At 74.4% G+C, this 12,775-nt stretch carries 7 protein-coding genes; 2 read left to right on the forward strand and 5 right to left on the reverse strand.

Translation table 11 applies throughout. The features are described 5' to 3' along the window. Positions 1–82 precede the first annotated feature (82 nt). The 5 genes from ABT354_RS29750 to pdxR all read right to left on the reverse strand — a co-directional run bounded on the left by ABT354_RS29750 (position 83) and on the right by pdxR (position 9,504). Positions 83–1,546 (reverse strand): GNAT family N-acetyltransferase, encoded by a 1,464-nt coding sequence (locus ABT354_RS29750; protein WP_351499424.1) that lies wholly within the window; start codon positions 1,544–1,546, stop codon positions 83–85. 97 nt (positions 1,547–1,643) lie between these two features. Next, the gene (locus ABT354_RS29755; RefSeq protein WP_351499426.1) at positions 1,644–4,604 is read right to left on the reverse strand and encodes a DUF7824 domain-containing protein; all 2,961 of its coding nucleotides are present in this window, start codon (positions 4,602–4,604) and stop codon (positions 1,644–1,646) included. Continuing rightward, on the reverse strand, positions 4,601–6,022 hold the full coding sequence (locus ABT354_RS29760; protein WP_351499428.1) for an SWIM zinc finger family protein: 1,422 nt from the start codon (positions 6,020–6,022) through the stop codon (positions 4,601–4,603). Before ABT354_RS29760 ends, ABT354_RS29755 begins: the two co-directional genes overlap by 4 nt. A 205-nt stretch (positions 6,023–6,227) precedes the next feature. Continuing rightward, positions 6,228–7,811 (reverse strand): alkaline phosphatase D family protein, encoded by a 1,584-nt coding sequence (locus tag ABT354_RS29765; protein WP_351499430.1) that lies wholly within the window; start codon positions 7,809–7,811, stop codon positions 6,228–6,230. 184 nt (positions 7,812–7,995) lie between these two features. Next, positions 7,996–9,504 carry a MocR-like pyridoxine biosynthesis transcription factor PdxR gene (gene pdxR / locus ABT354_RS29770; RefSeq protein WP_351499432.1) on the reverse strand — a complete coding sequence of 503 codons (1,509 nt, stop codon included), beginning with the start codon at positions 9,502–9,504 and terminating at the stop codon, positions 7,996–7,998. Positions 9,505–9,551: 47 nt separating this feature from the next. Here pdxR and ABT354_RS29775 point away from each other — a divergent pair, with 47 nt between their 5' ends. Then, entirely contained in the window at positions 9,552–10,679 is a 1,128-nt protein-coding gene (locus tag ABT354_RS29775; RefSeq protein WP_351499434.1) for a DMT family transporter, read from the forward strand. Between the two features lie 1,191 nt (positions 10,680–11,870). Continuing rightward, positions 11,871–12,635, forward strand: coding sequence for a GntR family transcriptional regulator (locus tag ABT354_RS29780; protein ID WP_351499436.1), 765 nt, complete (start codon positions 11,871–11,873; stop codon positions 12,633–12,635). The last annotated feature ends 140 nt before the right edge of the window (positions 12,636–12,775 follow it).

Here is a 12,775-nt window from a genome sequence, read left to right on the forward strand (position 1 = left end):
ACGGGAGGGGCCCATGTCATCAGCGACCCGCTGGCCGGGCGGCGCGGTGCCCCCTCCGGGTGGGGCGGGCACCGGAGGGGTGTCAGCGATCCGCACGCTCCGGTGCCGGGCCCGGACCGGTGGGCGGACCGGTGGGCGGACCGGTGGGCACCGTGTCCAGGGCCGCCGTGAGGACCAGGGTGCCCTCCTCCAGCTGGTGGTCGAGGGGGAGTCCGAGGCTCCGCATCGCGGTGACCATGCCGTTGTTGCCGGGCTGGGTCACCGCGTAGACCCGGCGGCTTCCGGCCTCCTGGGCCAGCGCGGTCAGCCGGGCGAGCAGCTCGGAGCCGATGCCCCGGCGCTGCCAGGCGTCCTCCACCAGCAGGGCGACCTCGGTCTCCTCCCCGTCCCAGAGCAGATGGCCGAGGGCGACCAGCCGTCCGGAGGCGGTCCGTACGGCCAGGGTGCGGCCGAAGCGGGGGCTCAGCAGATGGTCCAGATAGCGGTCGGCGTCGGCGACCGGCCCGTGGTAGCGCTGGCGCAGGGTCCGCTCGGAGCAGCGGGCGTGCAGCTCCCGGGCGGCCGGGATGTCCCGCTGGTCGGCATGGCCGACGGTGATCTCATTGCCCTCCGGCAGGGTGAGCACATCCCGGCCCGGCGGTACCCGGGGGCCGAGCCGTGCGTCCAGCGCCAGCAGCGCGCGGGCGCGGGCGAACTCGGTCGGGGTGAAGGGCGGATGGTGCCGTTCCACCTCGATCGATCCGCCCCGGGGGTCGCGGAACCGCATCAGGTTCTCCTCCAGGGAGCCCTCCACCGGCGGCAGATCCCCGAGGGGGCGCCCGGTGGGGGAGACGGCGGGGCGGGAGGTCACGGTGCACCGGCCGAGGAGCCGGCGGAGCGCGAGCGGGAGTTCGGCGGCGTCGAGGGCGGTACGGGCGGCCAGGTGCAGCACCCGGGTCGGCGTGTCCACCAGGTCATGCGGGTCGGCGCGCTCGATCCAGATGTCACTGCCGCCGGCCGACGCGATCTCCTCGGTCAGCCGCCGGGGTTCCAGCGTGGCCGGGGCCCGCAGCAGGAACTCGTCCACGGTGCCCTCGGCCAGTGGATGGGTCTGGAGCGCCAGGATGTCGACGCCCAGGCCGGCGAGGGCGGCGCAGAGCGCGGCGAGGCTGCCGGGCGCGTCCCGCACGGTGGTGCGCACACGCCAGAGGCCCGTGGCCGGTGGTGCCCCGTCCCCGCGCCGGGGCTCCGTCGGCTCCCCCTCGCGGTCCGGGGGGCCGACGGCGGCCCCGCCACCGGCCACGGCTTCGGCGGGGGCCGGTCCGCCCCCGGGTGGCGCATGGCTGTGGCGGTGCGTCCACCAGAGGTGGAACGCGGCGGTCGCGACGAGGGAGGCGGCCGAGAGCACCAGCAGCAGCGGGCCGTCGGGCCCGCGTACGACCAGCTTGGCCACCGCGTCCGCGGCCACCACCGCCGTGAACACCGCGGCGAGTTCGACGAGGTCCCGCCGCCAGTGGTGGCGGCGGGCTTTCGGTACGGGAGGGACAGCCGATGTCATCTGGGTCATGACCCCACTGTCACCGAGCCGTGTTGCACGATCACCAACGCATTGTGACCGATGGGTTAAGCGCATATCTGGGATGCTATGCGCCATTCTTGGCCATTTATGGCGTGGAAGGTGCGGTCAGCCGCTGAACCGTGGTCAGCAACCGGGCCGCCTGGGTCACCCGCGCCGACGAACCGCCCGCCCCGGCGACCTCGGCCAGCGGACCGGCCAGGTCCATCAGACCATGATCCCCGATGGACGACACGCTTCCCGCGGCGGCCCCGGCATCCGGCCGGCCGACCGGGCCGTCGGCCGCATCGGAGACCGCGCCGGAGACCGCATCGGGGACCGGGCCCTGGGTCGGGCCGGGGGTCGGGCCGGAAACCGCATCGGGGTCGCAGCGCTCCGCGCAGTCCGCCGCCACCTCCAGCAGCTCCCCGAGGGACCGTATCGCCGGCCGGACCGGGAGCAGCACCGGGAGCGCCGCCGCCAGCACCGACCAGACCGTCCGGTGCGCACCCGTCGCCGCGGCGGTACGGATCGCCTCCGCGAGCCGGTTGGGCTTGAGGTCACCGGCCACGACCAGCTCGCCCAGGAGTCGACCCAGCAGCCGGGGATCCAGCTGTCGCCGTGCCGCGAGCACCAGCAGCGCGTCCACCCCGGACAGCCGTATCTCCCGGTCCGCCGCGCCCAGCGCGGTCGCCACCGCCCGGTGGAGAGGCCGGCCCGCGGTGCCCTCGCCCTCCCCCTCGGCGAGCAGCGCCAGGGAGCCCATGAGCCACCGCCATTCCCAGCGGCCCGCGCCCCGTCTGTCGAGCTGGTCCAGCAGGTCGATCTGCCATGCGGCGACCGCGTCCCGGTGGTGCGGGAGCGCCGCCGCCCAGCGGGGAACGGCCGTGTCGACGGTGGACCGGTCCGGGCACCGGTAGGTGTGCCGATGGCCGGTGTCGACCGGTCGGGTGAGCCAGCGGGCGTGCGCGGGGAGCAGCTTGCGGAGCCTCAGCGCCTCCCGGGTGCGGTCCGCCAGGGCGCGGGCACCGCGGGCGGTCAGCTCCAGCAGCCCGGCCGCCCCGGCCCCCTCGGTCTCCTGCCCTTCCTGACGCTCCTGCCTGCCCTGTCCCTCCTGCCCGTCCGGCCAGGACGGCTCGGGCCGCGCCTCGGTGCCGTCGGGGCGGCCCTGCGGCCACTGGAGCGCGGGCAGCTCGGGCCAGGTGCCCTCCAGCCAGGAGGCGAGCCGGCCGCCCTCCTCGGTCCCGAGCAGTGCGGCCTCCCGCGCCGCCGGTCCGCCGCTGCCCGGCGCCACCCGCAGCAGTGCCTGGGCGAAGTCCCGGGGCGCGGGCGCGATCCCGAGCCGCTGGTACTCGCGCAGCCGCTCCACCAGGACCTCGGCGTCCAGCGCCCCGGTCTCCCAGGTCGGCGTGGCCAGCAGTAGCGGCAGCGGGTCCGTCCGCAGCCGCCAGGCCACCTCGGCGAGGCGTCCGCCGATCAGCTCGCCGAGACCCTGGATGGGGCAGATGTCCGAGCCGGTGCTCTGCGCGTGGACCTTGCGGACCGCCTCGACCGGGACGGGCCCGGCCAGCGCGGTCACCAGCTCCTCCACCCCGGTGATGCCGTAGGGGAAGGGGTTGCCGCGGGTGTGGCTGGACGAGAACCACCACTCGTCGGCGAAGGACTTCCGCACCGCGTCGAGGAGCGGCTCCCGCTCCCGGTACGCCAGCCGGACCAGACCGTCCAGCACCCGTTCAAAGACGACCGGCTCCCCCCGCCCGGACCGGGCCGCCACCAGCTCGGAGAGCAGCTCGGGCACGGAGTCCGCGGGCGCGCCCGCCGGGCGGCGCGCCGGGACGGCGGGCAGGGTCTCCGCCTCGTACACCACGGGTTCGTCGGCGGGGACGAGGCCCAGCGCGGCGGCCGTCTCCCGGTGGAGGGGGCCGAGCAGCAGCGCGGCCCCGGCCAGCTCCTCCCGTACCGACGCGTCCACGGTGGGCAGATGACGGGCGACCAGCTTCAGTGCCCGCTGCTGCACCCCGCTGTCCGTATGGCCGAACGCCTCGCCGACGGCCCGCAGCAGGGTGCCGACGGCCTCGGTCTCCCCGTCGTGCGCCCGTGCCGTCAGTACCTTGCCCAGCAGGATCAGCTGGTCACGGACGAGCTTCTTCTCGGGGCGGAAGAACACCGCTCCCGACGTCTCGGCCAGGGCGTGCTCCGGCAGCGCGCCGCTGAGGGCGAGGGCGCCGAGCACCCCCTGGGCGTGGGCGGCCACCGGGGAGGTGCTGTCGGCGGCCATCCCCATCCAGTCGGGGATCCGCGCGGCCTCCTCCTCGGGGGTGAGGGCGAGCTGCTTCAGCACCGTCAGCACGAACCGCAGATCCTGTGGCCGTCCGCCGCGCAGCAGCCGGGAGACACAGCTGTCCGCCAGCTCGGTCCGGGGCATCGCCGACTCGGGCAGCCGGGCGAGCGCCTGCGGCCAGTGGTGGGGCTTGTCCGGTTCGGCGAAGGAGAGCACCGCACCGGGCAGCTCGGGCAGTTCGAACAGCCGGGTCACCAGGACGGAGGCCTCCGGCTCCAGCGCCAGCCCGCGCATCAGTCCGCGGTGCTGGGTCAGATGGAGGGCCCAGCCGATCACATAGGCGTCGCTGGTGGGCACCGGACAGCGGGTGAGGTTCACCAGCTGCCGGATCAGGGGGTAGTCCTCGTCACCGGTGGAGGCGCGGGCCGCCAGCCGGTGGGCGAGATCCCCGAGCCAGACGGTTTCCCGGGTGGACAGCACCTCCACCAGATGCGGCAGCAGCGGCATCTCGGCGGGGCCCCGCGGCACCCGCAGATCCCGTGCGCCGATCCAGGCCGCGGCGGCCGCGGCACCGGTGTGGCAGGCCGCCCCCGCGACCAGCAGCCCCATCCGGGCCTTTCCGAGCTGCTGCCAGCTCTCCCAGTCCTCCCACCCGCCGTCGCGCAGGGTGGTCCGCAGGGTCTTCAGCTCGGGCAGCAGCGCCTTGCGCTCGGCGGTGGTCAGCGGGGCCAGCAGCTTGGTCAGCTCCTGGAGCCGGCCTCGCCGCACGGCGTCCATGATCTCGTTCATCGGGCGACTCCCGCCGTGTCCGCACCGGCCGTCGTGGCGTGGGTCGTGCCGTCCGCCGTGGCGCCGCGCCGGACCATCCGGACCGCCAGGGCGTGCTTGCAGGGTCCCCGTCCGCCCTGGTGCTCCGCCCACCAGGGGCAGGTGCACCAGAGCCGCCCGGCCCGCTCACCCACCCGGTAGGTGCGGTCGCCGGAGATCACCGCGGCCGGCTCGCCGCCGGTACCGGGGCGCACCGCCCCCGCGGCCACCAACTCACGGGCGTTGACCAGCCGGGGGTTGTGCTTCTCCGCGCGCCGTGCGTCATAGGGCAGCTCGCGGTGGAAGTAGGCCGCGTCGGCCATGTCGTACCCCACCCGGCCCGCGGTGCCCAGCCGCACCAGCGCGGCCCGGACCCGCTCCGCCGTCAGACCGGAGCGGCTCGCCAGCTCGGCCGGGTCGATCACCGGCTCCCAGGCGAGCAGGACCGAGATCAGCTCGGCGTCCCCGGCCGCCTCCTCGGTGGAGAGCGCCTCCAGGACACCGCCCTCGCCGGAGAAGCCCCGGCCGGTCTCCGGGGAGAGGGTCAGCGTCAGCCGCATCCCCGGCAGCTCCACCTCCCAGGCCGACGGCGCCGCCTCGCCGCTGGTGCCCGCCGGTGCGTACACCCGCAGGGCGGTGGCGTTCCGCAGCACCCGGTGCAGCGCGGTCAGCCGCTCCGGGCCCGGCAGACAGACCGCTCCGGCGGCCGGCCGGGTGGTCGGCCGCAGGGTGCGACCCGAGGGGATCACCCAGGTGGTGCCCCGGGAGGCCCGGCCGGTCGTCCGGGGCAGGGTGCGCAGGAACCGCACCGCCTCGGGGCCCGACAGCTCTGCCCGGAGGTCGAACCCGGCGGTGGCGACCTGGGCCTCGGCGAACCCGCGCAGCCAGCGGTCCGGCAGCGGCACCTTCTTCTCCACCACCGGGCCGTCCAGCGTGGTCACCGCCAGCTCGTCCGGACCCACCCGCAGATGCATCGGGCTGTCCCCGGTCATCCGGGAGAGCGCCTCCCGCAGTGGGTTGTTCACATCCACATTGGTGGTGCCGTGCCCGGTCTCCGCGCCGTCCAGGCCGTCGCGCAGCACATCGAGCCGGGCGTACACCCCGCAGCAGCCGGAGAAGGACTCGAACCGCAGCCGGTCGCCGTTCCCCGTCACCACCGGGTCGAGCAGCGGGCGCGGTGTGGGGTCGGTGTAGCGCGCGGCGGCCACATCGGCGACGGCCAGCAGGGCGCGGGCCGCCGCCTGCGGCGCGGCGAGGAAACCGGAGAAGAACGTGGGGTGGGCCTCGGCGCCGGAGGGGGTGAGCCCGCCGGAGGTCTCCAGGCCGAGGAGGCTGCCGTCCGCACCGGACTCCAGGGCGGACGACCGGGTGTAGGCGAGCGCCTGCATGGTTCGCGTCATGGGTCCGAAGGTAGGACCCGCCACTGACAACGGCCCCTGCCCACCAGGGTTTTCGCAGGTCAAGCGGGTCGACCGGGTGTGGTCACCGGCCCGGTCGGACCTGCTTGGTCACACCGGCCCGGTCACACCGGCCCGGTCACACCGGCCCGGTCGCACCGGCCCGGTCGCACCTGCCTGGTCACCCGGCCTGCTCACCGGCGCCTGCTCACTGGCCCACGCGGCCGGGTTGGAGGGTCCGGGTGAAGAGCACCGTGCCGCCCTCGGCCCGCAGCCGTACGGTCAGCTCCCCGCTCTCCCCGTCGACGGCGACCTCGCCGAAGTACTGGGGGGACTCCATCGGCGACACATTGGCCCGCTCCGGCGCCCGGACGAAGACCCGCTCGGGGCCGAAGGTGGCGTCCAGCGCGTTGGCCGGGAACCCGCCCGCCGCCAGCGGCCCGGAGACGAACTCCCAGAACGGCGCGAAGTCCTGGAAGGCGGCCCGTTCCGGACGGTAGTGCTGGGCCGAGGTGTAGTGCACATCCGCGGTCACCCAGAGCGTGCCGGTGATCCGCCGGTGCTTGATGAACCGCAGCAGCTCGGCGATCTGGAGTTCACGCCCCAGCGGAGCACCCGGGTCGCCCTGGGCGACGGCCTCAAAGTTCGCCGACCCGTCCGGCACCACCAGACCGATCGGCATATCGGCGGCGATCACCTTCCACACCGCCCGCGATCGTGCCAGCTCTCTTTTCAGCCAGGTCAGCTGGGCCTCCCCGAGGATCCCCTGCCGGTCCTCCGGCTGCCGCCCGGGGGAGTTGGCGTTCCGGTACGAGCGCATGTCCAGCACGAAGAGATCCAGCAGCGGGCCGTGCCGGACCACCCGGTGCATCCGTCCGGTGGTCCCGTGCGGCGCGGGGGTGCTCCCGGGGAAGTACTCGCCGAAGGCCCGCAGCGCCCGCGCCGCCAGCACATCCACGTTCTTCTCGGAGTAGCGCGGATCGTCCAGGAGCTGCCCCGGGTACCAGTTGTTCCGCACCTCGTGGTCGTCCCACTGGGCCACCGTCGGCACCTGGGCGTTGAAGCGCCGTACGTGGGAGTCGAGCAGGTTGTAGCGGAAGTTGCCGCGGAACCCGTCCAGCGACTCGGCCACCCGTGACTTCTCCTCGGTGGTGACATTGCGCCACACCCGCCCGTCCGGCAGGGTCACACTCGGCTGGATCACCCCGTCCGCGTAGATCGTGTCCCCGCTGCACAGAAAGAAGTCCGGGTCGAGCCGGCGCATCTCCTCGTACACCCGGAAGCCCCCGATGTCCGGATTGATGCCCCAGCCCTGGCCCGCGATGTCCCCCGACCACAGGAAGCGCACACCGCGCCGCCGCCCGAGCGGCGCCGTCCGCAGCGAGCCGTGCACCGGGCGGCCGGTACGGCGCGGATCGGACGGGTCGGCGAGGGTCACCCGGTAGTGGACCCGCTCCCCGGCGGGCAGCCCGTGCAGCGCGGTGGTGCCGGTGAAGTCGGTCCCCGGCCCGATCAGCGGCCCGGTGAAGCGGCGCACCCGCCGGAACGACTCCGTCGCGGCCACCTCCACCAGCATCCGCGCCGGACGGTCCGAACGCACCCACACCAGCGCGGACGAGGAGGTCACCGCCCCGCTCTGCACCCCCCAGGAGGCTTCCGGACGCCCCGGCAGCGCGAGCGCCGGAAGGGACACGGCGGCGGGCAGCGCCAGCGCGGCCGAGGCACCGGCACCCCCGAGCAGCAGGGCACGGCGGCTGGGCCGGACGGGACGGTACGACTGACCGAGAGTCATCGGAACGGGCCTCCAGGACGGGCGGTGCGGGGCGGTACGGAGCAGTACGGCGAGGTACCGGCAGGCAGTCGGTGCGGTACGGGCAGGCAGTACGGGGTGCGGTACGGGCCGCACGGCCGCCGGGCCATCATGGACGCCCGCCCCGTACACCCGCCGGAACTCCGGATGAACAACACGCGCCACATCAGCCCGCGGTGGCCTCCGCCCGTGCCGCGGCCGCCAGCAGCCGGATCCCCCGCATGATGTCGGACGGCGCCAGATGGGCGTACCCCAGAACCAGCCGTACCCCGCTCTCCGGCACCGGGACGAGCGCATGCGACGCCAGCGACCGGACGATCACCCCTGCCCGCCGGGCCGCCGCCTTGAACCGCTTCTCGGGCCCGTACCGGTCCGGCAGCCGGACGATGATGTGCAGCCCCGCCGCGATCCCGCTCACCTGTGCCCCCGGGAAGTGCTCCGTCAGCGCCGCCACCAGGGTGTCCCGCCGCTCCCGGTAGGCCCGCTGGCAGCACCGCAGATGACGGTCGTAACCGCCGCTCGTCACCAGCTCCGCCAGCAGCGCCTGATCGATCGCCGGATGGCCCATGTCCAGGGTGCGCTTGCGCTCCACCACCTCCTCCACCAGCGGCCCCGGCACCAGCAGCCAGCCCAGCCGCAACCCCGGGGCGAGCGACTTGCTCACCGACCCCGTATAGGCCACCCGCTCCGGATCCAGCCCCTGGAGCGCGCCCACCGGCGCCCGGTCGTAGCGGAAGTCCCCGTCGTAGTCGTCCTCCACGATCAGCCCGTCCACCGAGCGCGCCCACTCCAGCAGCTCCACCCGGCGCCGCGCGGAGTAGGCGATCCCCGTGGGGAACTGATGGGCCGGGCTGGTGCTGACCGCCCGTACCCCCGACCGCCACAGCGGCCCCACCGCCAGCCCCTCACCATCCAGCGGCAGCGGCTCCATCTCCAGCCCGGCGGCCCGGAACAGCGGACCGTGCCCCGGACTCCCCGGATCCTCCACCCCCAGCGAGCGCAGCCCCCGCCCGTACAGCACCGACCCCAGCAGGGTCATCGCCTGCGCCACCCCCGAACACACCACCATCCGCTCCGGGTCGGCCACCACACCCCGCCGCCGGGTCAGCAGCGCCGCCAGCGCCGACCGCAGCTGGGGCAGCCCGCGCGGATCCGGATAGCCGAGCGCGCTGTGCGGCAGCCGGGCCAGCACCGCCCGCTGCGCCGCCGCCCAGGCCGCGCGCGGGAAGAGCGACAGATCCGGGCTCCCCGGCCGGAAGTCCACCAGCGCCCCGCGACCGGAGGAGCGCGGCGCGAGATCCCGTACGGCATCCGGTACGGAGCGGGCCGCGGCACCCACCCAGGTCCCCGAGCCGCGCTCGCTCCGCAGATACCCCTCGGCGGTCAGCTGCTCGTACGCCTCCGTCACCAGCCCCCGGGACACCCCCAGATCGACCGCCAGCTCCCGGCTGGCGGGCAGCCGGGTACCGGGGGCCAGCCGGCCGGAGCGGACCGCGTCGCGCAGCGCCGACTGGAGCGCCCGCCCCCGCTGCCGCGCGGGCGCCCCGGCGGCGGGCAGCAGCAGCTCCCACGCCGGGCCCGTCCCCCGGGGCGCCTCCCGCTCCCGCCCGTCCTTCCTGTCCTTCCCGCCCTCGCCGTCCTCGCCGTTGTGTGAAGTGGTCCCCGATGACGTCATGGAAGTGGACCTTAAAGGGGACCGCCGCACTGCCTAGCGTCGGCCCCATGAACCACCCGTCCCCCACTCCGACCGCGTGGGCCACCGACCGCTCCGCCCTCCACGGCATCCTCCTCGTCTCCTTCGCCTACTGCCTCGTCGGCGCCTCCTTCACCGCCAACAGCGTCCTCGGGGAGTACCCCTGGGCCGGCGGCCAGGCCCTCCGCTACGCCCTCGCCCTGCTGCTCCTGCTGCCCCTCCTCGGCGGCCGCCGGGCCCTCGCCCCCCTGAGGGCCCTCACCCCGCGCCAGTGGGGCCGGATCGCCCTGCTCGCCGGGGTCGGCATGGTCGGCTTCAACCTCGCCGTCCTCGCCGCCGAACGCACCGCCGAACCCGCCGTGCCGGGCGTCTTCGTCGGCTGCGCACCCGTCGTGGTCGCCGTCCTCGTCCCGCTGACCGAGGGCCGCAGGCCCACCCGTCCCGTGCTGTACGGGGCGCTGCTCGTCGCCGCCGGAGCCTTCACCGTCCAGGGGTGGGGGCGCGCCGACGCCCTCGGGGTCCTCTGGTCGGTGGCCGCGCTCGCCGGTGAGGTCGGCTTCGCGGTGCTCGCGGCGCCGGTGCTGCGCCCCCTCGGCCCCCGGCTGCTCACCGCCTGCGTCTGTGGTGTGGCGGCGCTGGAGTCGGCGGTCATCGGGGTGCTCCTCGACGGCCGGGAGTGGGTGCGGATGCCCGACCAGGGCGAGGCCTGGGCGCTGCTGTGGCAGGCGGCGGTGGTCACCGTGATCGGCTTTGTCACCTGGTACATGGGGATCCAGCGCATCGGCACCGAGCGGGCGACCCTCTTCACCGGGCTGATCCCGGTGGCCGCCGCGCTCACCGCGCCGCTGGTGGGCACGGGGACCTTCGGCGCGGCCCAGGCGGCGGGCGGGGTCCTGGTGGGGACGGGAGCGGCGCTGGGGTCGGGGCTGTTCGCCCTCCGGCGCTCCCGGCGGTCCGACAGCGCCCAGGGGTCCGATGGCGGGTCCGGCGGCGGAGCCGATGCCGCAGCCGATACCGGATCCGGTGGTGGTTCCGAAGGCGGGTCCGGTGGCGGGCTCGAAGGCGCTCAGGCGTCACAGCAGCCGCCTGGACCACAGGAGTCAGCGAAGTCATCGGAGGTTCGGAAGCCTCCGGCCGTACGCGGACCGTCGCGGTAGTCCCGGCGGGCACCGTGGCCCCGACTCCCACGGCGAGCAGTTCACGCCATCCCTGCCCCAGGGGCGTCCGGCATCCGCCGGGCGCCCCTCGCCCGTTCCGCGCCACCCGGGAGCGCGGTCGCCCAGGGGTGTCACCCGGTGCGCCCTCCGCCGGTGTTCCGCGTGCTCACCACGGGGCAACGGCCTTCCCGCGCCATTTTCCGCGCAGTCGACGGACACGTTCCGCTTGTCCCGGGGTGGCGCGATGGAGCAGGAAATGTCCCTGACCGCGCCTGTTGCTCCTGGGTGTCACCCCTGATCGGAGCTTGTGGACGGGTCGTCAGCCCTGATTACCGGCTGGTAGTTTCAAGATCGGGGCGTCGACAGCCGTCGATGGTGTGTCGACCCGACGGATCCGGCCGGGAGACATATGACGCACCGTGGCGACCTGGACACGGAAGCGTATGTGGGCTGGGATGGACGAGTGGCGAACCGGACCCCGACCGATCTCCCGCAGGAACACCGTCCCTCCGCCGTGCCGGCCGCGGCGCCCTGTCGCATGCCCGTGCGCACGGCCGGAGGCGGAGTCCTGGGAGCGGCCTGGGTGGTGACCCCGGGCCGATGTCCGGGGCGGGTGTCCGCCGCCGCGTCCGGCGGGGAGACGGACGCGCCAACCGGCCCGCTCGCCCTCCGAGGGCGCCCGATCGGCGATGATGGGGACAGAGCGGGGCGATCACCACGGATAATGGTGGACGCGGAGCCCGTCGATCGGTTCGTGGCCGCCGCCGGAGGGCCGGTTCCGGACAGGGAGCCCCGGTCCGCCGGATCCAACGGCACCCCGGACCGTCCGTGGGCCCCGCCGAAACGCCGGACAGTGCTGTCCGGCCGGGTCGTACGGGTGACCGCGCACACGGTCCCGACATGGGTGCGCAACCCCGACAAAGTCGCCGGGGTGACGTTCATGTGAGCCCTTTCGCGCACGTCAGAGCCGTGTCCAAAAAGGCATGGGTCCTGAATGGCGCGCGCTTCACTGGGGTGCTAACAGCCTGTGAACGCTTCCCCCGTCGAGTCGACTTACCCGGGTGACAAACGCAGGATTGGTCTTGACCAAGGTGCCGCGCCACCCTATGGTCGGCAGAGATAGTGCAGGAACCTTTAATAAACAAGGGCGCGAAAAAGCCGCCGCTGACACGGCGAATGCGGAGGATCAGGGTGGGGACCACGCAGCTGGAATCAGTGCCGGAACCAAAGTACTGGCACCTCAAGACCGTGATCGGGGAGGCGCTCGACTCCGATTTCTCGGTGGGCGAGGTCCTCCCGAACGAACGGGACCTCGCAGCGCGGTTCGGGGTCGCCCGCGCGACACTGCGACAGGCCCTCGAACAGCTGGAACTGGAAGGACGCCTGCAACGACGCAGGGGTGTGGGCACGACCGTGGCTCCGCCGCGCATGGGAGTGGATGTCTCCACCACCCAGCAGGCATGGCCGGGATCCGCCCAGGACGCATGGCAGTCCTTCGACTGCCAGAAGGCCGTGCCACCCGCCTCGGTGGCCCGGCTCCTCGGAACGGCGGCCGACGACGAGACCTACACACTGCGCAGACTGCGCGTCAGCCATGGACAGCCGGTCGCGGCGGAACAGCTCTATGTCCCGCCCGCCTCGGTACCCGAACTGTCGGCCATAGACGCCCCGCCGGGAGCGGCACGGGCCCGCGCGGTCCTGCGCGAGCTCCAGCGCCTCGATCTGGAGGGGCAGGACCGGGCGGTGGAGCTGGGCTCCGCCCGCGCGGACGACGCCAAGGAGCTGGATCGGCTCCCCGGCGCCCCCGTGCTGGTGGTGACCACCCGTTACTTCTCCGGCGGCAGGACCGCCGCGGTGACGGTCGCCACCTACCGGGCCGACACCTGCCGGCTCACCTTCGGTGCCTCCGGCGATGTCGAGATAAGCCATCACGACGAGACCCGCCGCGCCTCCTGACATCGGCCCGTCCGATGCGGCCCCGGTACCCCGGGGCCGGGGCGCGCGTGGACCGAGGGGCAAGATGGGGCCCGCTGTCCGCACACGCAGTAGGCCAGGGAGGAACCGTCGTCGTGAGCAGTCGGCCGTCCCGAGGCGCT

Origin of the sequence: Streptomyces sp. NPDC000594, from assembly GCF_040299965.1 — a bacterium.
Lineage (GTDB): Bacteria > Actinomycetota > Actinomycetes > Streptomycetales > Streptomycetaceae > Streptomyces.

Bases quoted from the DNA above. Each gene is read 5' to 3' on its own strand.
- ABT354_RS29765 (WP_351499430.1), bottom strand. From the start codon at position 7,811: ATGACTCTCGGTCAGTCGTACCGTCCCGTCCGGCCCAGCCGCCGTGCC.
- ABT354_RS29775 (WP_351499434.1), top strand. From the start codon at position 9,552: ATGAACCACCCGTCCCCCACTCCGACCGCGTGGGCCACCGACCGCTCC.
- pdxR (WP_351499432.1), bottom strand. From the start codon at position 9,504: ATGACGTCATCGGGGACCACTTCACACAACGGCGAGGACGGCGAGGGC.
- ABT354_RS29750 (WP_351499424.1), bottom strand. From the start codon at position 1,546: ATGACCCAGATGACATCGGCTGTCCCTCCCGTACCGAAAGCCCGCCGC.
- ABT354_RS29755 (WP_351499426.1), bottom strand. From the start codon at position 4,604: ATGAACGAGATCATGGACGCCGTGCGGCGAGGCCGGCTCCAGGAGCTG.
- ABT354_RS29760 (WP_351499428.1), bottom strand. From the start codon at position 6,022: ATGACGCGAACCATGCAGGCGCTCGCCTACACCCGGTCGTCCGCCCTG.